Here is a 26,106-nt window from a genome sequence, read left to right as displayed (position 1 = left end):
CACCGCCCGGCGGCCGCCAACCCCGGCAGCCGCCGTGCCCGCCCGGGATCAGACCCCGTCGGGGTCCGCCCGGTCCAGTGCGGGGCGCGGTCCGGGCCCGGTCTCCGTCAGCAGGAAATCCGCGGCCGCCGTGTCGGTGACCAGGCTGGTGACGAGACCCGACTTCAGGACGGCCCCGATCGCCGCGGCCTTGCGCTGGCCGCCCGCGATGGCCACGACCTCGGGGATCCGGCGCAACCGGTCGGCCTCGACCGTGATGCACCGCTCGCCCAGGTCGCGGCCGACCCGCCGCCCCTCGGCGTCGAAGAGGTGCGCGGACATCTCGGCGGCGACTCCCAGCGAGGCGTAGTGCGCCCGCTCGGCGTCGCTGAGCATGTCGTGAACCGTCGAGATGCCCGGTTCCCAGGAGCCGATGGACACCGCGGCCACGGTCACCTTGTCGAAGTACTCGAAGGCTCGGGCGATGCCTGTCTGGTTGCGCAGCGCGGCAGCGGTGGCCGGGTCCGGCAGCAGCATCGGGGCGTAGATGGGGTGCGCCTCTCCCCCGGAGACCTGGGCGGCACGCCGTACCGCCTCGACGGAGCCGCGCTCCGCGGTCCCCGCGTCGTACACACCGGTCAGCTGGACCACCGTGCACGGCGGGAGCACATTGAGCGCCGCCGCCATGTGGATGGTGGAGCGCCCCCAGGCGAGGCCCAGCACATCGCCCTCGGTGACCAGCTCGCCGAGCAGATCGGCGGCGACCTCGCCCAGGTTCTCCGGGTCGGGGGCATCGTCCGCAGCGTCCGCCGGGGACTCGACGACGACCGCGTGGCGCAGGCCGTACCGGGCCCGCAGCGCGTCGGAGCGCTCCGCGTCCAGTTCGGCGGGGACCCGGATCTCGATCCGTACGAGATCGCGCTCCAGCGCCGTCTCCAGGACCCGGGCTACCTTGAACCGGCTGACGCCGAACTCCTCGGCGATCTGGATCTTGGACTTTCCCTCCAGGTAGAAGCGACGGGCCATGGCCGCCGCCTGCACCAGCTCCGCGGGTCCCATCCGCAGGGCTGATCTGCCCGCCGACATTGCAGACACCGCGATCTCCTCACTAAGGCTGTTCACTCCCGGACCCATCATCCTGTCAGACCCGGCACAACTTGATCAGCCCCGAAAGGCCGCGTTCATCTCCTGGCCGCTCAGTGGCCGCAGGCCCATCCCGCCGACGCCGTCGTCTCCTGCGCCTGGTGGCGGAGCATACGGACCGCGGCCGCCGGGTCGTCGGCGCCGTACACCGCGGAGCCCGCGACGAAGACGTCCGCGCCGGCCTCCGCACACCGCTCGATCGTCGTCGCCGAGACCCCGCCGTCGACCTGGAGCCAGAGTTCGAGTCCGTGCCTGGAGATCAGCTCACGGGTGCGGCGGATCTTCGGCAGCATGATGTCCAGGAAGGACTGGCCGCCGAAGCCCGGCTCCACGGTCATGATCAGCAGCATGTCGAGCTCTGGGAGCAGGTCCTCGTAGGGCTCGATGGGCGTCGCGGGCTTCAGCGCCATGGAGGCGCGCGCCCCCTTGGCCCTGATCTCGCGGGCGAGCCGCACGGGGGCGGCAGCGGCCTCCGCGTGGAAGGTGACGGAACCCGCGCCCGCCTCGACGTACTGCGGCGCCCAGCGGTCCGCGTCCTCAATCATGAGGTGGCAGTCCAGCGGGGTTTCCGAGGCCCGGCTGAGCGCTTCCACCACAGGGACCCCGAGGGTCAGATTGGGTACGAAGTGGTTGTCCATCACGTCGACGTGGAGCCAGTCGGCACCTTCGACGGCCTTCGCCTCCTCCGCGAGGCGGGAGAAGTCGGCGGACAGGATGCTGGGGTTGATCTGCACGGCCATGCCCCAAGCCTGCCATGCCCCGGCCCAGTTGCCTGCCACCACAGGGACCGGAGGGCCGCGGGGATCCGCACACACCGCGCAAACCTGGCATTCATCCGTGCCGGTGGCCGGCCGGAGGGATCCGGCCGCCGCCGGTGTCGGCACGCTCACGTCATCCGGTGGGCGCCGCCGCATCCGCGGAGGCCGGGGCGACGCCCTGGAAGAGATTGGCGATCAGCCGGTCCGTGAACTCCGCGGTCAGCGGTTGCGCGGGCAGGAGCAGCCGGTGGTAGACGGCGCCCCAGAGCTGGTCGACGATCGCCTCCAGGTCGGCCCCTTCGCGGATCTGGCCGGCCTGCCGCGCGCGCGTGAGGCGTTCGACGGCGAGGGCGCGGCGCTGTCTGACGTAGTGCGCCGAGAGCGCCTCCGCCAGGTCGGGGTCGCCCTGGGCGGCTCCGATGATCCCGGCGATGACGGAGCCGTTGCGGTTCAGGAGATCGACGAAGACGTGCAACTGCGTCGTCAGGTCGCGCCCGATGTCGCCCGTGTCGGGGAAGGCGAGGGTCTCCTTGAAGGTGTCGAAGTAGGCGTCGAAGGCCAGAGCTCCGGGAGACGGCCACCACTTGTAGAGGGTCATCTTGCTGACCCCGGCGCGGGCGGCGACCTTCGAGAAGGTCAGGGCGTGGACCCCCTCGGCGAGCAGCAGTTCGGCTGCCGCGGCCAGTGTCGCGTGGCGGACGTCCTCCGCCCGGCGGCGTCCGCGCCCCGGCTTGAGCTGGCCGGGCCCCTCGGCCTCTGTTCGCTCCATGCGTCTCCTCCTCGTCCGGCACGGCCGGCCCGGTGGCGTGGCCTCCGACAGCAACTATATGGACCCACGGGCCACATAGATATGGACGACTGGTCTACATGCCGCTAGTGTACCGATCGTCCACAAAGACGAGAGGGAGGTCGCCATGACCACCATTGAGCAGCCCGCCGGCCGTGTGGCGATCGTGGCTGGGGGTTCCGGCGGGATCGGCAGCGCGGTCGCGCACGCGCTGGCCGCCGACGGCATGTCCGTGGTCGTGCACTACGCAGGCCGCGCCGAGCGTGCCGAGAAGGCCGTCGCATCGATCCGGGAGGCGGGCGGCACGGCCGTTGCCGTATCCGGCGACGTCGCGGACGAGGCAGCGATGACGGCCCTGTTCGACGCCGCCCAGGAACACTTCGGCGGCGTCGACGTGGTGGTGAACACCGCCGGGATCATGCTGCTGGCCCCGCTGGCAGACATGGACCTCGACGCCTTCGACCGGATGCACCGGGTCAACGTGCGCGGCACGTTCGTCGTCTCCCAGCTCGCGGCCGGGCGGCTGCGCCCCGGCGGTGCGCTGGTCAACTTCTCCACCTCTGTCACCCGGCTCCAGCAGCCGACCTACGCCGCCTACGCGGCGAGCAAGGGCGCGGTCGAGGCGATGACCCTGATCCTCGCCCGCGAACTGCGCGGCCGGGACGTCACCGTCAACGCCGTGGCCCCCGGGCCGACCGCGACCCCGCTCTTCCTGGACGGGAAGAGCCCCGAGCTCGTCGAGCGGATCGCCGCCGCCTCCCCGCTGGAGCGCCTCGGCACGCCCGAGGACATCGCGAGCGCTGTCGCCTTCCTGGCCGGCCCCGGCGGCCGTTGGGTCAACGGCCAGGTCCTGTTCGCCAATGGCGGCGTCGCCTGACCTCCGGGTGCCCCCCCTTGTGACCGGCGAGAACGCGCACCGCCCGACAGGAGCGACCCCCTGTCCACTGTTCTCGTCACGGGCGCCGCCGGCCGAGCAGGCCGACGCGGTCACCGGGACCCGCTCCGACTTCGCCCGCCGCATGGGCTTCGGCGAGGTCCTGGAACCACGCCGTGCCTGATCGCCCTGCTCGTGACCCGCCCAGCCCCGCCCTTTCGACCCACTGAGAAAGCAGACCGCCATGACTCAGTCCCAGCTCGCCGCGATCATCGACCTGCTGCGCACCTCCCCGCTCGACATGGGCGGCGACCCGCACAAGATGCGCCTCGTCTTCGACGAAATGATCGGCTCCCACCCCGTCCCCGAGGACGTCCGCGCCATAGCCGTCGAGCTCGGCGGCGTCGACACCATCGAGGTCACGGCGGGCTGCGACAAGCCGTCCGGTGCGGTGCTGTACTTCCACGGTGGCGGCTACGCCCTCGGATCCGCCGCGGCCGGTGTCAACCTGGCCGCCGATGTAGCCCGCCGCACCGGCACCACCGTCCACGCGGTGGACTACCGCCTCGCGCCGGAGAACCCGTTCCCGGCGGCCGTCGACGACGCCGTTGCCGCCTACCGCGGGCTCCTCGACCGCGGCATCCCGGCCGGGTCCATCGCCGTGACCGGCGAGTCCGCCGGTGGCGGACTCGCCCTGGCCCTGCTGGTCGCGATCAAGGAGGCCGGTCTCCCCCGGCCGGCGGCGGCCGCCGTCCTCTCCCCCTGGGCGGACCTCACCCAGTCCGGGCGCAGCTACGAGACCAAGGCCGTCCTCGACCCGGCCCTCACCCGGCAAGCACTCGCCACCCGCGCCGACGACTACCTCGCGGGCGCGGACCCCCGCTCCCCCTTCGCCAGCCCCCTCTTCGCCGACCTGCGCGGACTGCCCCCGCTGCTCATCCAGGCCGGGACCTACGAGGTCCTCCTCGACGACGCCCTCCGGCTGGCCGCGAAGGCCGCCGACGACGACGTGGCGGTCGTCCTGCAGACATTCCCGGGCGCCCCCCATGTCTTCCAGGGGTTCTCCGCCGTCCTCGCCGAGGGCGCACAGGCCCTGGACCAGGTCGGAACCTTCCTCCGCACCCACCTCGACCAGCAGACAGAGACCCACGGAGCATCCGCGTCGTCCGGCGCGGTCTGACACCTGCACGATCCCTCCCCGGCGAGCTTGTCCGCCCCCGGAAGGAGGGGTGCCCGATCCCGGAAGGAGGGGTGCCCGATCAATCTGTCAGTGGTGCATGGATGAGCGGTCCCACGGCGCACGAGTCCCCAGATGTCCTGCTGCCCGGTTCGTACTCGCGGCCCTGAGCCCGGTCCGCGACAGCCATGACGAGCGTGCGCTCCCGGGGCCGGCCGCACTTCCCGCTCCGGCGGGCTCCGGCCGTCCCGACACCGTGGCCCTGATCGCCGCGCTTCGGTTGACGTGGGTGACGCAGCGACGGCCGGGCCGTGGCCCCGCCAACCCCTTCACCGCTCCGCCCGGCGTTGCGCCCGGAACCTCGGCGCCCCGGTGGGCCGGGCTGACAGCCAAGACCCGTCCGGTGCGCGAGAAGGACGTCCGATGGGCGAGACGCCGTTGACCGCCCGAGGGTCCCACCTGCTAGCTTCAGCCGCGTGTTCATGTCGTATTTACCAGATGTCCCCCACGGGCGGTCACTGTGACTCGCTAAGCGTGACCCCCTCGGCGCGCTGCCGCGACTGCCGGCGCCTTCCGGCTTCCCGCCGCTCCCCGTCTCGCGCCCGGCGCCGTGACGGCACTTCGCCATCGGCGCCGCCGACAGCCGCCCGCGTACGCCACGCCGCGGGCCCGCGCCCTCCAGCCCCGACGTGGAGCCCCTCATGAGCACCAACGACACATCCCCCGGACCGGGCATATCCGGCCTTTCCGCCAATGGCCCTGAAGGGCTGGTCACACTCGGCGCGGCGGGCGTCGACCTGGAACCTGTCGTCTCCGCGTCGTCCCGGCGCCGCAGCGTGCCACGCTGGCTCCGACGCGCCACCGGGCCCGTGCTGCTGCTGGTCCTGTGGCAGGTGTTCAGTGCCACCGGTGTACTCCAGCCGGACACCCTCGCCTCCCCCGGCACCATCGCCCGTACCGCGGGCGGGCTGATCGCCGACGGCACGCTGCCGTCCGCGATGGCGGTCTCGGTGCAGCGCGTCGCCGTCGGGCTGGTGCTGGGCGTGATGGCCGGGGGCGGGCTGGGGCTGCTGTCCGGGCTGCTGCGGATCGGGGAGGACCTGATCGACGCTGTGGTGCAGATGCTGCGCGCGGTGCCGTTCGCCGGGCTCATCCCATTGCTGATCGTCTGGCTGGGCATCGACGAGACGGTGAAGGTGGCGCTGATCGCCCTCGCCACAGCCTTCCCTCTTTACATGAACACCTACGCCGGGATCCGCGGCGTGGACGAGCAGCTGATCGAGGCCGGCGCCACGCTCGGCCTGAGCCGCTGGGGCCTGATCCGCCATGTCGTGCTGCCCGGGGCGCTGCCCGGCGCCCTGACCGGGCTGCGATTCGCGCTGGGCTCGGCGTGGCTGGCCCTGGTCTTCGGCGAGACGGTCAACGCCAGCGACGGCATCGGCTTCCTGATGGATCAGGCCCGCGAGTACTACCGCACCGACGTCATCGTGGTCTGCCTGATCGTCTACGCCTTCCTCGGCCTGGCCGCCGACGTCGTCGTCCGTACGCTGGAGAGGTTGTTGCTGCAATGGCGACCGACGTTCACGGGGAAGTGACCGCCGACCGGGCGGTCGTCGAGATCACCGGTCTGACCCGGTCCTTCGACGGCCGGGCCGTCCTCGACACGCTGGAGCTCACCGTACGGCCGGGCGAGTTCGTGGCCCTGCTGGGGCGCAGCGGCTGCGGCAAGAGCACGCTGCTGCGGATACTCGCCGGGCTCGACCGGGACATCGACGGCACCGTGCTCGTGCCTCGTCGCCGGGCGGTGGCCTTCCAGGCGCCCCGCCTGATGCCGTGGAAACGCGTGTGGCGCAATGTCGTGCTGGGCCTGCCGGGCCGCCCCACGCGGGAGACCGCGGTACGGGCGCTGGCCGAGGTCGGCCTGGAGCACCGGGCGGACGCCTGGCCCAAGACGCTCTCCGGGGGCGAGGCCCAACGCGCCTCACTGGCACGGGCGCTGGTCCGCGAACCGGACCTCCTGCTGCTCGACGAGCCGTTCGGCGCACTCGACGCGCTCACCCGGATCAAAGCCCAGCGGCAGGTCGCCGAGGTGTGGCAGCGCAGGGGCTGCGCCGTGCTGCTCGTCACGCATGACGTGGAGGAAGCGCTGCTGCTGGCCGACCGGGTCCTGGTGATGCAGGACGGCGTCATCGCCCATGAGCAACCGGTGGACCTCCCGCGCCCGCGTGACGTGGGCGCGCCGGAGTTCACCCTGCTCCGCGCCGGGCTGCTGACCGAACTTGGCGTAGTGGCCACCCAGGCCCCCTTCTGACCACCCCTCGTCACCTCCACCCGAACCGAAGAAAGACTCCCCATGAAACGACGCTGTCTTGGCGCCCTGCTCATCCCGTTCGCTCTGCTGACCGCGGCGTGCGGAGGGAAATCCGAACACACCAGAACCACGCTCAACGTCGGTGACCAGACGGGCGGCGACCGAGCCATGCTGGAGGCATCCGGCGAGCTGAACAACATGCCGTACAAGATCAACTGGTCGAACTTCGCCTCCGGGCCGCTGCTGCTGGAAGCCGTCAACGCCAAGGCGGTCGACCTCGGCTGGACCGGCAACACACCACCGGTGTTCGCCGCCGCGTCCAAATCGAGGATCACCGTCGTGGGCGCGATGCACAGCTCGGTGGCGGGCACGGCCATCCTGGTGCCGAAGAACTCGCCGCTGAAGAGCGTCCGGGATCTCAAGGGCAAGAAGATCGCGGTGATGCAGGGCACCACGGGGCACGACCTGCTGCTCGCCGTGCTCAGGAAGGCCGGGATGTCGATCAAGGACGTCAAGGTCGACTACCTCCAGTCCGCCGAGGCGAAGACCGCGTTCAAGCGGGGAGACGTCGATGCCTGGGCGGCGGCCGACCCCACCACCACCCAGGCGCTGGACGGCGGGAACGCCCGGGTCCTGGTGAGCGGACAGGGTCTGGTCAACGGCCTCACCTTCGACATCGCCTCCCCCTCCGCGCTGGCGGACAAGGGGAAGTCGGCAGCCATGAAGGACTACATGCAGCGGCTGCAGCTCGCCCGGAAGTGGGTCTACAAGCACCCGCAGCAGTGGGCGAAGGTGTGGGCGAAGGACACCGGCGTGCCGTACGAGGTGGCGCTGGACGCGGTCCAGCGTACGTCGGGCACGACGGTGCGGGTCGCCGTGGACCGGGCCGCCGTCGCCTCGGAGCAGCAGATCGCCGACGAGTTCGCGGGCCTGAAGCTGATACCCAAGCAGTTCAAGTTCTCCGACTTCGTCGACACCCGGTTCAACGCCGGTGTGCCGCCGTCCACCACCTCGCCCCACGCGTTCTGAAAGGCCCGATGACACCTCCGCGTCCGTACACCGTCACCGCCCCTGTCCACGGGCGGTGACGGCCGGAGGACACCAGAGCGAGCGTGTGCCGCGCCCGCAGCTGCCCCCGGTTCGACTGCACCCGGTTGTGCGGTCGTCCGCCGGCAACCGCCCGGGGCGGAGCAGCGGAGCGATGCGCTCCCCCCGGGTCATCAGGCAGGGCCATCCGGCACAAGATCGTCAGGCACTCACAGAACGCCGTCGGCACATGGTCCCGCCAAGCCACACGACGGACCTCGAAGGCCGCGGAGTCCAGGCTTTGGTGGAAGCGACAACTACTGGGGCACTGCTTTGACGCGCACGACGAGGACCGCTTCCACGATGCCCCATACGTTATGTCGATCAGGTGCCCAACCGCCCATACCTGACATGACCCAGCACTTCTTCGGGGTCAAAGGGCTCCCATAGGGGCAGATGCCCAGCTCGGATCGGCTAGTGGAGACCAGTATGACTGAACTGACCCCAACCGATATCGCGCCATCGGCGCCCGGGACGGGGAAACGTGCGATCGGCGTACTGCCACTGGTCGGCATCTTCTTCTTCACGGTTTCCGGAGGCCCCTTCGGGCTCGAAGCCTCCATTTCCAGCGCCGGGCCAGGCATGACTTTGCTGATGATCATCCTGGTGCCCATCGTTTTCGGCGTGCCGAACGCATTGGTGGCAGCAGAACTCAGCGCCGCGATACCGGTCAACGGCGGTTACTACTACTGGACAAAACTCGCGCTCGGAAGTTTTCCGGCATTTGTGTTCGGTATCTGGAATGCGGTCGGATCGGTGCTGAACCTCACCCTGTATCCGATCCTGCTCGTCGACTACCTGGCCACCTGGGTACCCGCCATCACCCGCGGGAAGGGAATGGTAATCCTCTCCCTGTTCAATGGTGGCTTCGTCGTGGATCTGCACTGGATCGTCACCGTCGCCCTCGTCATTCCGATGGCCTACCTCAACTATCGCGGCTCCAAGGCCGTGAGCGACTATTCAGTCGGAATGATGGTGCTGATTCTCGCACCGTTCGCCGTGTTGACAGTTATCGGTGTCTGTCATGCGATCAGCAACGGAACCAACGTTCTTTCACCCTTCATGATTCCAGGTCAGAGCGCGCACTCGTCGGTGGCCGGTGCGCTCAGCGTGATCGTGTGGCTATACCTTGGCTTCGACGGTCCGAGTACCGTGCTGGGTGAGGTTGCCGACGCGCACCGAACCTACACGCGCGCCCTGATCATTTCGGTTCCGCTGATCATCGCTGCCTACCTCTTGCCCACGATCGCCGCCATCGGCAGTGGCCTTCATCGGGGTTCGCCCGCCGCCTGGGCTCAAGGCGATTTCATCACTGTCGGCGGCATCCTGGGCGGAAGCTGGCTCAAGGTGCTGATCTCCCTGGGCTCGGCGCTTTCCCTGGCCGGCTTGTTCATGGCGATCCTGCTGACGAGCACACGCATACCGCGCGCGCTTGCAGCGGATGCATATCTGCCTCGCTGGATGGCGCGAGACAGTAGACGATTCGACACGCCGGTAGGAGCTCTCCTGGCGAGCAGCATTGTTGTCGTCGTACTCTCCGCTGTCGATTTCAGCTCGATTTTGCGGGCCACGGTGCTGCTCACCCTGTCGTCAATCCTGCTTGAATTCGCAGCCTTCCTGGTTCTTCGCTGGCGGTATCCCCGGATGCGCCGACCGGTTCGTGTTCCCGGCGGCTGGCCCGGCGCGATCCTGGTCGTCGCGCTCCCTACCGGGATGATCGTGTATCTGGCGTGGACCGCAGCGGTCGATGAACCCGCTACGTTCTTCACGAGTCTCGGGGTGGCACTCCTGGGCGTGGCGGTGTACCCGCTGTGTCGCCGATTCATCAAGGGCCGCCGGCCGGACGCGGAAATAGACTACTCGAATGTCGAACTCGGCCCGGACAGGTGCGCCGGATCCGATGCACAGAAGGCGGGAATCTGATGGACATGCGACCTGTGATCTCTCAGCTGACAAAGCAGCTGCGCACATCGTGGCCGGTGCCCGGGATCGCCATCAGTATTGTCACCGCAACCGGCGAATCCACGCTCATCGCAGAGGGATTCGCTGACACGGAGTCCCGGGCTCTGGTTTCTGATCACACGCGGTTCGAGATCGGTTCGATCAGCAAGACCTACACCGCTTTCCTGCTCGGGCAGTTGGCAGATGAGGGGAAGGTGAACTTCGAGGCACCGGTCGCTGACTATCTGCCGTGGTTCACCCCGAACGGCGGGTCGCGAACCATCACGGTCCGCCACCTCATGCAACACACTTCGGGTCTGGTGGCCGGGGCCGACGCGCTTCCCGATGCCGCCGCTCGCGGTTACGCGTTGCGAGATGCGACGACATGTGTCGAACCGGGCCAGATGTTCCACTACTCCAACGAGGGTTATAACCTGCTGGGGCTGATCATCGAGCATGTCACAGGGAAATCGCTCGCGAACGCCATGACCGAACGGCTGCTGCAACCGTTGGGCATGCGTGACTCGACAGCGCACATCATTCACGAAGACATGGCTCACCTCGCCACCGGATACCAGTTCGTGCACGACGCCCGACCGCCACTACCGTCGAGCCCGCTCACGCCTGCCACTTTTTTCGATTATTCGGCGGCCGATGCGAATGTGACCGCAACCGCATCCGACATGGGCGCATTCGCTCGAATGATCCTGGGGCACGGCACCGTGGCCGGCACGAGGATCCTCAGCCCTGAGCGGTTCGAGCAGATCATCACAGACCCCGCCGACGTGGGCGGTTCGGCGGACCATCGGAATGGTTATGGGCTTGGCGTGGACGTGGAGATCATCGACGGCCATACCTGGCTGATGCACGCCGGAGGAATGGTCGGATACCGCTCGTTTCTCGCCGTCGATATCGACGGTGGATACGGTGTCTCAGTGCTGACCAATGCGCCCGGCGATTGCCAGATAATCGACCGTTTCGGCCGGCATGTGCTGTCCGTCGTACAAGGGGCCGCGCCGGACCCCACGCTCTTCGACCGGGAGGTGATCGCAGATGCTCATCTCTACGCAGGAATCTACGGAGTGGGATCGCGCCAGATCCGGGTCACCGCCACTGCGGACAGTGGTCTCTCTCTTGCCTCGAACGGGATAACAGGCAAGCTGTACGACTCGGGGGACGGGCGGCTGGCATGTGATCACCCACACTGGTCCACTTACCACCATTCGGTGAACACCATCGCCGGGAAGCCGCATTGGCTCTGCGGACCCGACTCGCTCGGCCCTGACCCCACGCCGGCCACGACCCCGCATCCGCTCGCCGGTCACTACCGGAGCTACACGCCCTGGTATCCCAGCTTCAGAATCGTTCAGCGGGCGGGGCGACTGCACATGATCGCTGCGACCGGCGTCGAAGCGCCGTGCGATGAACCGGAACTCATCGCACTCGATGACGGAACGTTCCGCGTCGGAGCCGATCCGCGCTTGCCTGAGCGGTTGACGGCCGGCCCCGCCCTCAACGGCTCAGTGCTCTGGGTCGACCTGGACGGATGCCGCTACACGCGCTCGTTCCGGCCGTAGCGGGAGCCATCAGGCGACCCCCATCCGCAGCTCGCGCACCCGAAGTTGGAGGTGCGCGAGCAGCACGGCGTCGGCATCGGTGAAATCCAGTCCGGAGACCTCGCGGATCCGGCGCAGCCGGTAGCGCATCGTGTTGGGGTGGATGTGCAGGTTGGCCGCCGCGACGTCCGTGGCTCCCGCGGCGGCGAGGTAGGCGGCCAGGGTCACCGGCAGCAGACCGTCCTGGCCGTCCTCCTGACACAGCCGGTGCAGAGCTCCGCTGGTATCCGGGAGGCCGAGCGACTCAGTGACGTCGGCGAGATGCAGCAGCAACACCGGCAGCGCCATCTCCTCCACGGTGCGCACAGCCGGCCCGTGGAAGGCCGGGTGCCGCAGCGCCCGCAGTGCGGCGTCCGTCTGCGCCCGCACTGCGGCGATCCGGCCCAGCGAGTCGGCCGGGCCGCCAACGGCGACCACGTAGTCACTGGCCAGTGGCGTCCGCCCGAGGAAATCACGTGCCAGGTTGACGGTCGACTCAAGTGCTGCGGTGTGTTCAAGAGGCCAGGCAACCAGTACGTACACCGCGCCTGTACCCGCCACCGCGGCGGAACGTGAGTGCACGGCCGCCAGAAAGTACTCCAGCGTGTCAGCGAATCGGCGTAGCTCGTCAACGGTCACCGCGGCGGTCGCTGCGTCGGCGTCCGTGGTCCCGGCCAGCCGAGGGGCCGCGGCCAGTACACAGACCGGTCCGGAGCCCAATTGCAGCCGGCTCGCCTCCACCCGATCGGCCGACCCTCCGAGGACCGCCGCAGCCAGCTCGCCGCGCTGCTGACGGGCGTAGCTGGTCTCGGTTCGCAAGCCCACCATCTGCAGCGCGACCATCGACGCGAATTCGCGAAGCCGAGCGGTGCCCGCCTCGTCGAGCGGCCCGGTCACCGCGGCCCAGATGTAGCCGAGGACATCCGAGCCGATCCGGACAACAATGGCGACCCTCGGCAGCTGGTCCGGTTCGGTCGCTTCCATATAGACCGGCTCGCTGCTGGCGTGCAGACGCTCGAATTCATGACGCTCGCGCTGTTCGGCGAGCGTCCTCGGCTGCACCGCCCGCCCCAGAATGGTCTCGATCCGCTCGGCATCGGTCTTGTCCTGACCCTCCGACCAGGCGACCAGCGCGGAAAAGCGGTCTTCGATGGTGACCGGGGCGCCGAGAGCCTCGTAGATCGCGTTCGCCAGGGAGAACAGCTCCGAGCCGCTGCTGACGGAGCGCACGCGCAGCCTCGCGTATTCGAGCAACTGCTCACGAACGGTCGTCGCGACGTGCATCCAGGACGCGTTCTGGTTGACCTCGATGATCGTCAGGTCTTCGTCCGCCGACGGCGGCACCGGGGCCTTCACCGCCACCACTCTCGCGTCACAGCGTTCCATCGCCGCGGTCAGTTCGCGCAGCTCGGCTTCCGTGGTCACGCCAACACCCAGCACCACGCACCCGGGTCCGAGCTGTGTCGGCGCACCCGGGGCATAGATGGCGATCTCGGTCAGCGGCCCGTCGCAGCCGGCCCCCTCCTGGATCAAGCGCAGCAGCGCCGGGCCGATGTTGTCCACCAGTTGGCGGGCGGGCAGGTGCCGCCGCGCGTCAGACTCCTGCATGTGTGTCTCCGGCTCAGCGATTGTTGCTGACATCAAGTCTGAGCGCCCCATGTTGATGATGTCAACGATGCTTCGTCACAACGGAAGCCCAAACATAGGGGGAGTCACTTCGGAGAGCGGGACCAACCAATGTCACAAGGAGCGCGGATGGCGGCGACGCAGGCAGGCAGCGAACTGGTGGGGCTGTTTCCCCCCGGGACGACCCGGGACGGGGCTGGCGCGCTGGTGCTCGGCGGGGTCCCGGTGGCAGAGCTCGCCGAGACCTACGGCACTCCCGCGCTGGTCGTCGACGAGTCCTCCATCCGCGCCCGTGCCCGCCGGTACGCCGACGGCCTGGCCGCCCGCTGGCCGAACTCCCGGGCCACCTTCGCCTCGAAGGCCTTCCCCTGCACGGCCGTCTACCGGCTGCTCGCCGAGGAGGGCCTCGGCATCGACGTCGCGAGCGGCGGCGAGCTGACCCTCGCCCTCGCCGCGGGCGCCGACCCAGCCGGTCTGGTCGTGCACGGCAACGCCAAGACCGAGGAGGAGTTGCGCCTCGCCGTCGAGGCGGGCGCGGGGACGATCGTCGTCGACAACTTCGACGACATCGACAAGCTGGAGAAGATCCTCACCGACACCGACACCGGCGTCGGGCAGGGCGTGCTGGTACGGGTCACTCCCGACATCCACCCCGACACGCACGCGGCGATCTCCACCGGCCAGGACGGCTCCAAGTTCGGCCTGCTCCTCCCGCAGGCCCGCGAGGCGATCGCGCAGCTGCGCGCCAGCGACCGGTTGCGGCTGGACGGCGTCCACGTCCACATCGGCTCGCAGATCCTGGACCTCAAGCCCTTCGAGCAGGCCGTCGAGGCGGTCGCCCAACTTGGCGAGTTCGCCGTCTACGACCTGGGCGGCGGCCTGGGTTCCCGGTACACCTACACCGACCGGCCACCCACGGTGGAGGCGTACCTCAACGCCCTGACCGACACAGCGAAGCGGCTGCTGCCGGCCGACGCCCGCGTCCTGATCGAGCCGGGCCGTTCGCTGGTCGCCGAGTCCGGCGTCTCGCTCTACCGCGTCGTCTCCGTCAAGCGCGGCGCCGGCCATACCTTCGTCGCCGTCGATGGCGGCATGGGCGACAACCTTGAGGTGTCCCTCTACCAACAGCGATTCGAGGCCGCCGTCGCCACCCGCCCGACCGGCGCGGGCGAGATGTGCCAACTGGTCGGTCGCCACTGTGAGTCGGGCGACACCCTCAGCGCCGGCGTCCCGCTCGACGACCCGGGCGTCGGCGACCTGATCGCCGTACCGGTCACCGGCGCCTACACCTACGCGCTGAGCAACAACTACAACGGCGCGCGCCGCCCCCCGGTGGTCCTCGTCCGCGACGGCGAGCACCGTGCCGTCGTGCGTCGTGAGACCTACGCCGACCTGATGCGCCGCGACCTGCCATAACCGCGCCCATACTTCTCCAGGACCGTCGCGGAGGATCATGAAGTCCGGGACATGGCGCCTCAGAACTCCGTCGACTCCGCTGTGATCAGGAACGGCTGGGAAAAGATCGCCCTCACTTCGCACGCGAAACCGGCACGATGGTCACTCGTTCCGAGACGCTTCGAGGCGCTCGCTGGGTCAGGCGGTGCGCCGCAGCAGTGCGAGGTACATCGCGTCGGTGCCGTGCAGGTGCGGCCACAGCTGTACGTCCGGGCCTTCGCCCACCGCCGCGACCCCCGGCATCAGCGGCCTGACATCGATCCACTCGGCCTCGACGGGCTGTCCGCCGCGGCCCTTCAGGACGTCCTCGACCACGATGCGCGTCTCGGCGAGGTGCGGTGAGCAGGTCGCGTATCCGACGACGCCGCCGACCCGTACCGCGCTCAGCGCCTCGCGGAGCAGGCCGCGCTGCAGCGGAGCGAATCCCTCCAGGTCCTCGGGGCGCCGCCGCCACCGCGCCTCCGGCCTGCGCCGCAGCGCACCGAGCCCCGTGCACGGCACATCCATCAGCACCCGGTCGAAGGAGCCGGGCAGCCAGGGCGGCCTGGTGCCGTCGGCGGCGATCACCTGGTACGGGCCCGGGTTGCCCGCCAGAGTGCGCTCGACGAGCCGGGCCCGGTGCGGCTGCTTCTCGGAGGCCAGCAGCAGCGCGCCGCGCTGCGCGGCGAGCGCGGCCAGCAGGGCTGCCTTGCCGCCGGGGCCCGCGCAGCCGTCGAGCCAGCGCTCGTCGCGGCCCTCCAGGGGCGCGTTCGCCAAAGCGGCGGCGACGAGCTGGCTGCCCTCGTCCTGAACCCCCGCCCGGCCGTCGCGCACCGCTTCGATCGCACCGGGCTCGCCGCCCTCCGCGAGACGGACGGCGTACGGCGACCACCGGCCGGGCAGCGCGGAGTCCTCGCCGACGGTCTCGGTCAGCTCGTCGGTGGTGGAGCGGCCCGGCCTGGCGACCAGAGTCACCTCGGGGCGCTCGTTGTCCGCTTCGAGGAGGTCCTCGATCCCGGCGCGGCCCCCGCCCAGCGAGTCCCACAGCGCGGAGACGATCCAGCGGGGGTGCGAGTGCACCACGGCCAGATGGGCCTCGGCGTCCTCGTCGTAGGGCGGAGCGACCCGCTCCAGCCAGCCGTCGAGGTCGTCGGCCGCGACCTTGCGCAGCACGGCGTTGACGAACTTCGCCCGCCCGTCGCCGAGCACCACCCGGGCCAGTTCCACGCTCGCGGAGACCGCCGCGTGGGTGGGGATACGGGTACCGAGCAGCTGGTGCGCGCCGAGGGCCAGCACATCGAGCACCGGCGGGTCGACCTGGCGCAGCGGACGGTCGATGCAGGCCGCGATGACCGCGTCGTACGTGCCCTGCCTGCGCAGGGTGCCGTACACCAGCTCGGTGGCGAGCGCCGCGTCCCGCCCGTCGAACGCCGGGTTCTCGCGGGCCTTCTTCAGCAGGGGCGGCAGCACGAGGTTGGCGTACGCGTCCCGGTCGTCGACCGCCCGCAGCACTTCGAAGGCGAGGAGCCGCACCGGGTCCTTCTGCGGGCGGCGGTAGGGCTTCGACTGCTGATTCGGCTGCTGCCGGCGCGACTCCTGCGCGGGACGGCGGCGAGGCTGGTCGGTCACGTGAAAGGTGCTCCGCTGAGGGTGAGGGGGACGAACCCCCTCAGCGTACGTCCGGCGCGGCGGGCCGTTCACCCGGGCGCTCCCCCGCCGCCGCGCGGCCCCCACGGGACACAGAGCGGTACGGGACGCTCAGCCCGGGTACGGGTGCTACTCGCCGAGCAGTTCGCCGGCGACGATCCGTACACCGCGTGCCCAGTCCGCCGCGCGCATCGGCTTCTTGCCCTGGGGCTGGACCCAGTGCAGCTCCACGGCGTGCGAGCCGGTGCCCACGTGCACGCTGTTCTTGGCGACCGCCAGTTCGCCCGGGGCCAGGTCCGTGCGGTCGGTGACCGGGGCGAGGGAGACCAGTTTGAGCCGCTCCTCCCGGAAGACGGTCCAGGCACCGGGCGCGGGCGTGCAGCCCCGCACCAGCCGGTCCACCCGCATCGCGGGGGCCGACCAGTCCACCCTGGCGTCGTCGACGGTGATCTTCGGTGCGAGCGAGATCCCTTCGGCCGGCTGTTCCACCGCGTGCAGGGTGCCGTCCTCGATCCCGTCCATGGTCGCCACCAGCAGGCCTGATCCGGCGAAGGCCAGCCGGGTCAGCAGATCGCCGCTGGTGTCGGTGGGGCGCACCTCCTCGGTGAGCACTCCGTAGACCGGGCCCGAGTCGAGACCCTCCTCGATCAGGAAGGTCGACGCACCGGTCACCTCGTCCCCCGCGATGATCGAATGCTGCACGGGCGCCGCACCGCGCCAGGCCGGCAGCAGCGAGAAATGCAGATTGACCCAGCCGCGGGCCGGTACGTCGAGGGCCGTCCTGGGCAGCAGCGCCCCGTACGCCACGACCGGGCAGCAGTCGGGAGCGATCTCCCGCAGCCGCGCCAGGAAGTCCTCGTCCCGCGGCCTGGCCGGCTTCAGCACCTCGATGCCGGCCTCCTCGGCGCGCTGTGCGACCGGGCTGGCCACCAGCCGGCGGCCGCGCCCGGCGGGGGCGTCGGGGCGGGTCACCACGGCGGCCACGTCGTGCCGGCCGGATTCGATGAGGGCGTCCAGGGCGGGTACGGCGACCTCGGGGGTGCCTGCGAAGACGAGTTTCACTGGATGCCTCTCGGACCGACTGCGCACGACTACGAGCAGCGCACCAGTCTACGGGCCCGTTCCGAGGGGGCGTACGCACCGCCGCGCGCCCCTCGCATATGCCCATACGCCCCCGCAGCGTGACCAGAACAGCAGGTGGAGCGTTGGTCAAGAGAGATTGACCGAAATGCCGAAATGAAGTGGGCCGTATGCGCGGCCCGATCCTTTTCAACGCCGGTTCGAGAGGCTTGTTCATGGCCGACCACGCAACCCACGACGCCCAAGCGCGGGCCAGCCTGCACCTGTTGGTCAGAGACATCGAACGGGTCCGCCGACAAGTGGACGCGCTGCGCACCCTCACCGCTCAGCTGGGCAATGTGTACCGCCCGCGCCGTTCCGGCCCTTCCACGGGCTTCGTCGTCTACGGCAGGGCGCCCGCCCCGACCGTCCGCCTGGCCCAGGAACTCCGGGACAGCGTCGAGACCCTGGTGACAGCCGCGGTGGACTTCGACCGTTCGCTGGGCTTCTCGTGGGACGCGGTGGGCTCCGCGCTCGGGGTCACCAAGCAGGCGGTGCACCGCAGATACGGCACCCGGCGGGCGTCTGCGGCTGCGGCTGCCGCCGCCGCGGCCACCGCCGAGCAGGAGAACTCCGCAGCGGACGAGGGCAGCCAGGCGACCGCTCTGCCGCACCCTCTGCCGGTGTCCCCGGGCCTGCCGTCCGTACCCGCCGCGCGCTCCATGCCGCCCCAGCCGACGGCGAGCGGCCACTCGCTGCGCGAGGAGGCACGCCCGAGTGCCTTCCCCGGGCCACGCAACGGCTGACCCGGCTCCCGGTACCCGGCACGTCGTCGCGGCCCGCCCCCATCAACTGCCCCTCGCGCCGCACCGCGCCGGGGGCAGTCGCGTGCCCGGAGCACGGAGCGCCCGGCCGGGGGCACCGCAGGACACCGTGGCACGAGCACCCCAACCGCCAACCGCAGTCGGGCTGTTCGGCGTCAGCCGATGTCGGGCGGGTCGACCCGGATCCGTACCGGATCGCTGCCCCGCGTCAGCCGCGCCGCCTGCGCCGTCCGCAGCGCCGAGGCGAGCGCCGCTCCGCTCCCGGGCGGCACCCGGACCAGGGCCCGCTCCCAGCTCTCGCCCGGTGGCGGATCGCCTGGCCGGCGGGGCCTGTTGGGGTCGGCGGGGACGATCGGTACCGGTCCCAGTACCTCGGCGTCCTGCGGCAGCCTGACCGCGCCGAGGAACTCTTCCAGCGTCTGCGCCCGCCCGGACACCGCGGCCATCCGCGAGACCGGCGGGAAGCCCAGCTCGGCCCGGTCCGCCAGCTCACGCACCGCGTGCCCGGCCGGATCCCAGCGGACCAGCGCCTGGACGGGCCGGAGCGTCGGCTCGGCGACGACCACCACCGTGCCGCCCTCGCTCTGGCCCCGTACCAGCGCGGCCGCATCCATCCACCGGCGCAGCGCCTCCTCGCCCGCGCGCAGGTCGGGCCGCCCGAGCATCACCCAGCCGTCCAGCAGCAGCGCCGCCGCGTAACCGCCTTCGGCGACCGGTTCGGCGCCGGGGGTGCTCACCACCAGGGCGGGCCGCCCGTCCACCGTGTCCAGCACGTGGTCGCGCCCCGACGTCCGTACGGGCACGGCCGGAAACGCGCGGCCCAGCTCCTCTGCGGTCCGCCGCGCGCCCACGACCTGCGCGCGCAGTCTCGTATGACCGCACTCCAGGCAGTGCCAGCCGGTCGCGTCCCGTCCGCACCAGCCGCAGGTCAGCGCCCGCTCGTCCGGCGCTTCCAGAGGACCCGAGCAGTGCGCGCACCGCGCGGGCGTGCGGCAGCGCTCGCAGGACAGTCTCGGCACATAGCCCCTGCGCGGCACCTGCACCAGGACCGGACCGCTCCTGAGGCCGTCCCGCACGGCCTGCCAGGCGAGGCTGGGCAGCCTCGCCGCCCTGGCCCCCTCGTCCCGCGCCAGATCGAGGTCGCCCACGGTCCGTACGAGCGGCGCGGCGGCCCTGACCTGCTCCCGGTCAGCCACGAGCGGGGCGGCCCAGCCGGTCTCGACGAGCTGGGCGGCCTCAACGGTGCAGCTCGTACTGCCCAGCAGGAAGGCGCACTTGTCGTGTGCGGCGCGCAGCAGCAGGACCTCGCGGGCGTGCGGCAGCGGGGCGTGCGGTTCGCTGTGGCTGGCGTCCCCGTCCTCCCAGATGACGGCCAGGCCGAGATCCTGGACGGGCGCGAACATCGCGGCCCGGGTACCGACCACGGCCCGCACGGAGCCGCGCCGCACCGCGAGCCACTGCCGGTACCGCTTCTCGGGGCCGGCGTCGGCGGTGAGCAGCGCGTGGTGTCCGGCTCCGAGGACCGCCGTCAGCGCGCCGTCCACCCGGGCCGCCGCCCGCCCGTCGGGCACCACGACGAGTGCGCCGCGGCCCGAGGACAGTGTGGCGGCGACGGCGAGCGCCAGCTCCCGGGGCCAGTGCGGTCCCGGCAGCGCGGTCCACACGGCCCGCGGCGCCCCGCCCGACTCCAGTGCCCGCAGGAAGCCCGGCCCCTGCCCGTAACGTGCCCAGGTGCCGGGCTCCGGCGCGGGCGGCGGTTCCTGCGGCTCGGGCGACGGCTTCGCCTCGGCCCGCGCGTTCCTCGGCGGCACGGCCAGTTGCAGGACGTCGGCGAGGCTGCCCGCGTACCGGTCGGCGACAGCCCGGGCGAGCCCGAGCAGTTCGGGGCTGAGGACGGGCTCGGGCGACACCACCCCGGCCAGCGCGGCGAGCGGTCCCGAGTAGTCGGAATCGGCCCGGCGCTCGACCACGAATCCGTCGATCAGCCCACCGCCCTCGCGGCGGCCGTCCCGCACATTGCGGCTCCCGGCACCGAAGCGGACCCGCACCCGGACACCCGGCTGAGCCGCCTCGTCGAGCTCTTCCGGTACGGCGTAGTCGAAGAACTGGTCGAGGTGGAGCACGCCCTTGTTCACCACGACGCGCGCCACGGGGAGTTCCCCGGCGAGCGCGGCCCCGCGCCAGGTGCGCGGCTTGGCCCGGGGCACCTTGGTGCGCCGCACGGTCTCCCTGATGAGAGCAAGCTGCTCGGGGCCCCCGTCGCCGGGGTCCCCCGACTGCTTGTCGTCGCTGCTCACAGCCAAATTCCTACCAGACCCCACTGACACCGGGCCTGCCGGGCGGACGGCCGCGGGGCCCGCGCCGGGCTGCCGCTGCTGGTGATCCGGTCAGTGGCCGGGGGCCGTGTCCAGGGCCAGCGCGGCATACGTCGCGAGCCAGTGGTCCGAATTGAATTCGCCGGAGGAGACCGCCGGGAGCCCCACCGCCAGATGGGCCGCGACCGACTCCTGCACCGCCTCGCGGGCCGGTCCCGCGGGCAGCGCGGCCGCGACGGCGCGCAGCCCCGCCGCCCGGCTCAGGGTGAGGCCGAGCAGATGCCCGATCTGCGGGTCGGCGTAGTCCGAGATCACCGGCGGGGTGAGGAGGGAGCACGGGTCTCCGCCGGCGAGCGCCGGTACGAACCCGGCGAGCCAGCCGGGAAAGTCCGCGGCCGGCAGGACCCGCAGCATGGCGTGCGCCTCGGTCAGCGCGGGCGACAGGAAGTCCTGGCCGGAGGGTTCCCAGTGGAGCGGTGCGTCGTGGTCCCCGGTGAACCAGTCGGTCAGCCGGCCGGCCGCGGCGTCCAGCACCGGACGGGCGAGACCCGCCTGCTCGCCCGCGTCCAGGACGAGGCCGAGAGCGAAGGCGCTGTTGTTGTGGACACCGTGCCGGACCGGGTAGGTCGCCTTGCCCAGCCAGCTCTGGAGCAGATCGCCGACGGCGGCCACCGCGGGCGCGAGCGCGTCGGCCCACCGGGTGCCCGCCGGACCGCCGAGCGCCCGGCATTCGGCGGCGAGTGCCACCAGCCAGGCCCAGCCGTAGGGGCGCTCGAACGACGGGCGGCGGCGCAGGTAGGCGGCCTCGACGGCGATGTTGGCCGGGGTCAGGTGGGTGTCCATGACCTCGGTGATCCGGGCCGCCGTGTTCGCGGGCAGCGCGTCCGCGCCGCTGCTGTCGCCGCCCGGTGCGGCCGGGCCGAAGCGGCGCAGCAGCCGGACGAGCAGCCAGTGCATGTGCACCGTGGAGTGCCAGTCGTAGGAACCGTAGAACGCGGGGTGCAGCTCGCGCGGCGCGACGATCTCCTCGGGGCCCGCGTACAGATGGGCCGGGGCGTTCGGGTACTCACGCACCACGTTGTGGAGCGCCAGCTCCGCGAACGGACGCGCGTACTCACCGGGCAGTACGGAGGCGGGGACCGGCGGGGTGGGGGGCATGGCGGTACTCCTTGAGCGGGTTGAGCGGGGCGGCACTGAGATGAACTGAACCGGCCGGGCGGGACGTGGCGGAACCGGGTGGAGCGGGGCGGCGCGGAGCGGGGCTGGGCGGTCGGAACGGGCGGTCAGAAGGCGAACAGCGCGAGGACGGCGATGTTGCAGACCAGCAGGGCCGCCGCCGTGGGCAGTTGGGCCTTGATCGGTCCGTACTGGTCGTCCAGTTCCAGCAGCGCCGCCGGGACCAGGTTGAAGTTGGCGGCCATGGGCGTGACGAGGGTGCCGCAGAAGCCGCACAGCATCCCGATGGCGAGGACCGCCGGGATGCTGCCGTGCATCTGCTGGATCAGGACGGGCCAGCCGACTGCCGCGGTCATCACGGGGAAGGCGGCGAACGCGTTGCCCATGACGATCGTGAACAGGACCATGCCGCAGCAGTAGACGAGCACCGCGATGAACCGCTGGCCGTCCGGAAGGATCGCCTCGGTGATGCGGCCGACCTGGTCTCCGACGCCCGCCGTCTGGAAGATCGACCCGAGCACCGCGAGCAACTGGGGCAGTACGAGGGCCCACCCCATGGATTCGAGCATGTTGCGCCCGGCGTGCAGCGGGACCGAGACGCGGCGCTCGCGCAGGACGGTCATGCCGACCACCATCGCGGCGATCGCCCCGACGCCAAGTCCCAGGATCGTCTCGGATCCCGGCTCCAGGACCGGCTCGCCGCCGATGTGCACCTTCTTCAGCAGCGTCGCGCAGAGCATCGCGACGACGGGAATGGTGAGGGCGGGGAGGAACAGTTTGTTGCCGAATCGCGCCGCCGAAGCGGCCCGCTCCTCACGGGGCGGGGTGTGCGGTGTTCCCTTGCCGGTGAAGCCGAACCCGCCCAGGACGATCAGCACCAGGACGGCGGCACCGAGCGGCTCGGCGGGAAGCGACTTGTCGACCACACCGGTCGAGTAGAAGAAGCACGCGCCGATCAGGCCCCAGAAGGACGCCGAACCGAAGCGCCTGGGGTTGGTGCGGTCGCCGGCCATCTGGGCCGCCATCACCAGGAAGACCGCGCCGATCAGCCAGAAGAAGTACTCGGACTTGATCACTTGAGGTCCTCGGGGCGGCGGGCGGTATGGGCGGCGAGTTCGTTCTCGGCGGCGACGACGGCCAGTTCGCGCTCCAGCACCCGGTCGAGGTGCAGCAGCCGTGCGCCGTGGATGAGGAAGGCGCAGATCGCGGACGGGATCGCCCAGAGGGCGAGGCTGAGCGGTTCGAGGTGCTGGTGGTACGTCGAGTTGACGAAGCCGGTGATCAGCAGGATCGAGCCGATCGCTATGAAGCAGTCCTCGCCGAAGAACATGCCGATGGTGTCGGCGCCCGAGGCGTGCGAGCGGATCTTCTCGCGCACCCGCTTCGGCAGCGGACCGCCCGCCCTGCTCTCGGCGGCGGCCTCGGCCATCGGGGCGATCAGCGGGCGCACGCTCTGCGCCGGACCGCCGATGCTGGTGAGCCCGACGGAGGCGGTGAGCTGGCGGATGAGCAGATAGAGCGCGAGGAAGCGGCCGGTGGTCAGCGCGCCGAGTCGTCCGATGAGGTTGCGGGCCTGTTCCTGGAGGCCGTAGCGCTCCAGGAGTCCGATGACCGGGAGCGTGATGACGAAGACGGTCACCGAGCGGGACGAGGCGAAACTGTTGCCGAACGCGGCCAGCACCTCCTGCGGCGACATCTTGCCGAGCAGTCCGGTCACGATGCCGGCGGCGCCCACCACGAGGAGGGGGTTGCGGCGCGTGGCGAATCCGAGGATCACCACGAGCACGCCGAGGAGAACGATCACGCGTCGGCCTTCTTCCGCGCATGGGCCTGGCGGCCCTGATCAGACGGGGATGCTGCGCGAGACCCTAGGCGATTGTTCAACAAACACACAAGAGGTGTGCGTCACCCCGTACTCACTCCGCCTCACTCCCCCTCACTCCGCGGCGAGGCGCATCGCGTAGGCCTCGGCGAGCTGTCGGCGGGAGTCCTCCAGATAGAAGCCCAGCATCCGCTCGGCACCCGCCGCGTCACCTGCGGCCAGCCGGTCCACGAGCTGTCTGTTCCGGGTGAGATAGGGCTCGTGGAAACGCCGCGGGTCCGCCATCACATGGAAGGCGAGACGCAGCTCGGCCAGCACGTTGCGCATCAGTTCGTTCACCCGGGGACTCCCGGCGAGCGCCGCCAGCGCCTGGTGGAACCGGATGTTGGCGGTGGAGCAGGCCGCCCACTCGTCCACGGCCGCGGCCCGCTCCCCGGTGGCCACCGCGGCCTCCACGTCGTCCAGCCGGTACGGCGGCTCCCCGAGCGCCCGCAGCGCGGAGCACTCGACCAGCAGCCTGACCTGGTAGATGTCGACGAGATCCTCGACCGCCAGGACACGGACGAAGACGCCCCTGTTCAGCCGGTGCTCCAGCAGCCGCTCGTGCGTGAGCAGCCGGAACGCCTCCCGCAGCGTGTTGCGGGACACCGCGAGCGCCGAGCTGAGGCTCTCCTCGGACAGGCGGCTGCCGGGCGGGAAGTACCCCTCGGTGATCCGCTCCCGCAGGATCGCGGCCACCCGCTCCGCGGTACCCGCCCCCGCGCCGACCGGCCCGGCACCGCCGGCCGTCAGCTCGGAGAGGTCCGGAGAAGTCCGGCCCGCTGTCCCCACCATGTCTCGGCCCCTGTCCGTCAGTCGTGTGCCGCTCCACCCCGTGCCGGGCGGCGCCGCCAAGTCAACCGCAGCGGTGCGCCGGCGCCCAAGCCGACCCCGGACCGGCGTCCGGCCCGGCCCCCCATCACCTCTTGTCAGATTGTTGAACAATTAGTTAGGTTACGCGCGTGATGGATCTCAACGCGGACCTCGGCGAGGGCTTCGGCCGGTGGCAGCTCACCGATGACGACGCCCTGCTCTCCTGTGTGACAAGTGCCAATGTCGCCTGCGGTTTCCACGCGGGCGACGCCTCCGTGATGCGCCGGGTGTGCGACACGGCCGCAGCCCGCGCCGTACGCATCGGCGCCCACGTCTCGTACCGGGATCTCGCCGGTTTCGGCCGCCGCTCCATGGATGTGCCGCCCGGTGAACTGGCCGCCGAGGTCGCCTATCAGATCGGCGCGCTACGCGTCTTCGCGGAAGCCGCCGGGCCTGGTGTCTCGTACGTCAAACCGCACGGCGCCCTCTACAACCGCACCGTCCGGGACGAGGAGCAGGCCGCGGCGGTCGTCGAAGGCATCCGCCTCGCGGGCGGCGGCCTCGCGGTCCTGGGGCTGCCGGGCTCACACCTGCTCGCCGCCGCCCGGGACGCCGGCCTCCCGGCCGTCGAGGAGGCGTTCGCCGACCGCGCGTACACCCCGCAGGGCACACTCGTGCCGCGCCGCGAACCGGGCGCGGTGGTCGAGGACGCCGGAACAGTCGTGCGCCGGTCGGTCGGGATGGCTGTCGACGGTACGGTCACCGCCGCCGACGGCAGCCGGGTGCCGGTCGGCGCCCGATCCCTGTGTGTGCACGGCGACACTCCCGGAGCGGCCGGGGTCGCCCGCCGGATCAGGGCGGCACTCGAAGCGGCCGGTGTCGCGGTCCGGGCGTTCGCGTGAACGGGGTGACCGGGGCCGAAGCGACCGGGACGGAAGCCGCCCGCGGCGAAGCACCCGGCACCAGGGGGACGGGCAACGAGGGGACGGGCAACGAGGTGGCCGGCACCGATCCCGTCCGGGTGCTGCCCGCAGGACGCCACGGTCTGCTCGTGGAGCTCCCCACGGGGGCGGCCGCCGAGGCGTTCCACGCCGAACTGCTGCGCCGTCGCGGCCTCGGCTCGCTCCCCGCCGTACGGGAGATCGTTCCCGGCGCGCGAACCGTGCTGCTCGACGGCATCGCGGACGGCTCGCCCGGCGCCCCGGAGCGCCTGGCCCGGGCTCTCGGCTCCTGGCGGATCCCGCCGCTGCCCCGGGACGCCGGCCCGGCCGTCGAGGTCCCCGTGGTGTACGACGGCCCCGACCTCGCGGATGTGGCCGCCCTGTGGGGGGTCGGCCCCGGCGACGTGGCCCGGATCCACAGCGGCATCGAATTCCGGGTCGCCTTCTCGGGCTTCGCTCCCGGATTCGGCTACCTCACCGGCCTTCCCGAACACTTCCAGGTGCCCCGCCGCACCACCCCGCGCACCCGGGTCCCCGCCGGATCGCTGGCGCTCGCCGGTCCGTACACCGGCGTGTACCCGCGCGCGTCGCCGGGCGGCTGGCAGCTCATCGGGCGGACCCCCGATCCGGAGTGCCTCTGGAATCAGGACCGCGATCCCGCCGCACTGCTGACACCGGGCACCCGGGTCCGTTTCATGGAGACCCCGGAGCGCCACCGCGCCGCGGGAACGCGTACCGGGGAGGCAGCCCCGTGACAGG

General features: G+C 71.1%; 23 protein-coding genes. 12 read left to right on the top strand and 11 right to left on the bottom strand.

Translation table 11 applies throughout. From position 1 onward, the window contains the following. Window positions 1-48: 48 nt before the first annotated feature. The 3 genes from OG285_RS30780 to OG285_RS30770 form a co-directional block, all read right to left on the bottom strand. A complete protein-coding gene (locus tag OG285_RS30780) occupies window positions 49-1,065 on the bottom strand; it encodes a sugar-binding transcriptional regulator (protein ID WP_164267829.1) in 1,017 nt (338 codons plus the stop codon). Between the two features lie 110 nt (window positions 1,066-1,175). Next, window positions 1,176-1,862 (bottom strand): ribulose-phosphate 3-epimerase, encoded by a 687-nt coding sequence (rpe, locus tag OG285_RS30775; protein WP_356829243.1) that lies wholly within the window; start codon window positions 1,860-1,862, stop codon window positions 1,176-1,178. A gap of 151 nt (window positions 1,863-2,013) precedes the next feature. Next, complete coding sequence (locus OG285_RS30770; RefSeq protein WP_356829245.1) at window positions 2,014-2,649, bottom strand: TetR/AcrR family transcriptional regulator C-terminal ligand-binding domain-containing protein; 636 nt, start codon at window positions 2,647-2,649, stop codon at window positions 2,014-2,016. Between the two features lie 145 nt (window positions 2,650-2,794). Here OG285_RS30770 and OG285_RS30765 point away from each other — a divergent pair, with 145 nt between their 5' ends. The 8 genes from OG285_RS30765 to OG285_RS30730 all read left to right on the top strand — a co-directional run bounded on the left by OG285_RS30765 (window position 2,795) and on the right by OG285_RS30730 (window position 11,633). Continuing rightward, window positions 2,795-3,544 carry an SDR family oxidoreductase gene (locus OG285_RS30765; protein ID WP_371792792.1) on the top strand — a complete coding sequence of 250 codons (750 nt, stop codon included), beginning with the start codon at window positions 2,795-2,797 and terminating at the stop codon, window positions 3,542-3,544. Between the two features lie 19 nt (window positions 3,545-3,563). Continuing rightward, window positions 3,564-3,725 carry a hypothetical protein gene (locus OG285_RS30760; protein WP_371792791.1) on the top strand — a complete coding sequence of 54 codons (162 nt, stop codon included), beginning with the start codon at window positions 3,564-3,566 and terminating at the stop codon, window positions 3,723-3,725. Between the two features lie 60 nt (window positions 3,726-3,785). Then, window positions 3,786-4,721: an alpha/beta hydrolase fold domain-containing protein gene (locus OG285_RS30755; protein ID WP_371792790.1), complete on the top strand. Its 936-nt coding sequence runs from the start codon at window positions 3,786-3,788 to the stop codon at window positions 4,719-4,721. A gap of 698 nt (window positions 4,722-5,419) precedes the next feature. Then, window positions 5,420-6,313 carry an ABC transporter permease gene (locus OG285_RS30750; RefSeq protein ID WP_371792789.1) on the top strand — a complete coding sequence of 298 codons (894 nt, stop codon included), beginning with the start codon at window positions 5,420-5,422 and terminating at the stop codon, window positions 6,311-6,313. Next, window positions 6,286-7,029 carry an ABC transporter ATP-binding protein gene (locus OG285_RS30745; protein ID WP_371792788.1) on the top strand — a complete coding sequence of 248 codons (744 nt, stop codon included), beginning with the start codon at window positions 6,286-6,288 and terminating at the stop codon, window positions 7,027-7,029. Before OG285_RS30750 ends, OG285_RS30745 begins: the two co-directional genes overlap by 28 nt. 42 nt (window positions 7,030-7,071) lie before the next feature. Then, window positions 7,072-8,058, top strand: coding sequence for an ABC transporter substrate-binding protein (locus OG285_RS30740; RefSeq protein WP_371792787.1), 987 nt, complete (start codon window positions 7,072-7,074; stop codon window positions 8,056-8,058). Window positions 8,059-8,544: 486 nt separating this feature from the next. Then, on the top strand, window positions 8,545-10,038 hold the full coding sequence (locus OG285_RS30735) for an APC family permease (protein WP_356829257.1): 1,494 nt from the start codon (window positions 8,545-8,547) through the stop codon (window positions 10,036-10,038). A gap of 14 nt (window positions 10,039-10,052) precedes the next feature. Beyond that, entirely contained in the window at window positions 10,053-11,633 is a 1,581-nt protein-coding gene (locus tag OG285_RS30730) for a serine hydrolase domain-containing protein (RefSeq protein ID WP_371792786.1), read from the top strand. A 9-nt stretch (window positions 11,634-11,642) separates the two neighbouring features. On the opposite strand, the gene OG285_RS30725 is transcribed toward OG285_RS30730, so the two are convergent. Next, a complete protein-coding gene (locus OG285_RS30725) occupies window positions 11,643-13,214 on the bottom strand; it encodes a PucR family transcriptional regulator (RefSeq protein WP_371792785.1) in 1,572 nt (523 codons plus the stop codon). A 192-nt stretch (window positions 13,215-13,406) separates the two neighbouring features. Here OG285_RS30725 and lysA point away from each other — a divergent pair, with 192 nt between their 5' ends. Further along, window positions 13,407-14,693 (top strand): diaminopimelate decarboxylase, encoded by a 1,287-nt coding sequence (gene lysA / locus OG285_RS30720; RefSeq protein WP_371792784.1) that lies wholly within the window; start codon window positions 13,407-13,409, stop codon window positions 14,691-14,693. Window positions 14,694-14,870: 177 nt separating this feature from the next. Here lysA and OG285_RS30715 read toward each other — a convergent pair whose 3' ends face one another. Next, on the bottom strand, window positions 14,871-16,340 hold the full coding sequence (locus OG285_RS30715; protein ID WP_371792783.1) for an RsmB/NOP family class I SAM-dependent RNA methyltransferase: 1,470 nt from the start codon (window positions 16,338-16,340) through the stop codon (window positions 14,871-14,873). A 147-nt stretch (window positions 16,341-16,487) separates the two neighbouring features. Beyond that, a complete protein-coding gene (gene fmt / locus OG285_RS30710) occupies window positions 16,488-17,420 on the bottom strand; it encodes a methionyl-tRNA formyltransferase (protein ID WP_371792782.1) in 933 nt (310 codons plus the stop codon). Window positions 17,421-17,653: 233 nt separating this feature from the next. On the opposite strand from fmt, the gene OG285_RS30705 reads away from it, so the two are divergent. Then, a complete protein-coding gene (locus OG285_RS30705; RefSeq protein WP_371792781.1) occupies window positions 17,654-18,223 on the top strand; it encodes a hypothetical protein in 570 nt (189 codons plus the stop codon). 173 nt (window positions 18,224-18,396) lie between these two features. On the opposite strand, the gene OG285_RS30700 is transcribed toward OG285_RS30705, so the two are convergent. From OG285_RS30700 to OG285_RS30680, 5 genes are all read right to left on the bottom strand, one after another. Next, a complete protein-coding gene (locus tag OG285_RS30700; RefSeq protein WP_371792780.1) occupies window positions 18,397-20,538 on the bottom strand; it encodes a primosomal protein N' in 2,142 nt (713 codons plus the stop codon). A gap of 90 nt (window positions 20,539-20,628) precedes the next feature. Next, entirely contained in the window at window positions 20,629-21,714 is a 1,086-nt protein-coding gene (locus OG285_RS30695) for a DUF2891 domain-containing protein (protein ID WP_371792779.1), read from the bottom strand. Window positions 21,715-21,839: 125 nt separating this feature from the next. After that, on the bottom strand, window positions 21,840-22,808 hold the full coding sequence (locus OG285_RS30690) for a DUF979 domain-containing protein (protein ID WP_356829273.1): 969 nt from the start codon (window positions 22,806-22,808) through the stop codon (window positions 21,840-21,842). Then, on the bottom strand, window positions 22,805-23,536 hold the full coding sequence (locus tag OG285_RS30685) for a DUF969 domain-containing protein (RefSeq protein ID WP_356829275.1): 732 nt from the start codon (window positions 23,534-23,536) through the stop codon (window positions 22,805-22,807). The genes OG285_RS30690 and OG285_RS30685 overlap by 4 nt, the downstream gene beginning before the upstream one ends. Window positions 23,537-23,668: 132 nt before the next feature. Then, a complete protein-coding gene (locus OG285_RS30680) occupies window positions 23,669-24,388 on the bottom strand; it encodes a GntR family transcriptional regulator (RefSeq protein WP_371792778.1) in 720 nt (239 codons plus the stop codon). Between the two features lie 170 nt (window positions 24,389-24,558). Between OG285_RS30680 and OG285_RS30675 the strand changes: the two genes are divergently transcribed. Together OG285_RS30675 and OG285_RS30670 are read left to right on the top strand one after the other, a co-directional pair. Continuing rightward, window positions 24,559-25,308, top strand: a complete 750-nt coding sequence (locus OG285_RS30675) for a 5-oxoprolinase subunit PxpA (RefSeq protein WP_356829823.1) — start codon at window positions 24,559-24,561, stop codon at window positions 25,306-25,308. 119 nt (window positions 25,309-25,427) lie between these two features. Continuing rightward, window positions 25,428-26,102 (top strand): allophanate hydrolase subunit 1, encoded by a 675-nt coding sequence (locus OG285_RS30670; RefSeq protein ID WP_371793655.1) that lies wholly within the window; start codon window positions 25,428-25,430, stop codon window positions 26,100-26,102. Window positions 26,103-26,106 lie beyond the last annotated feature (4 nt).

The organism is Streptomyces sp. NBC_01471 (assembly GCF_041438865.1).
In the GTDB taxonomy this organism is placed as follows: Bacteria; Actinomycetota; Actinomycetes; order Streptomycetales; family Streptomycetaceae; genus Streptomyces.
The sequence above is the reverse complement of the archived record's forward strand: the minus strand, read 5'-3'. Positions and strand labels throughout refer to the sequence as shown.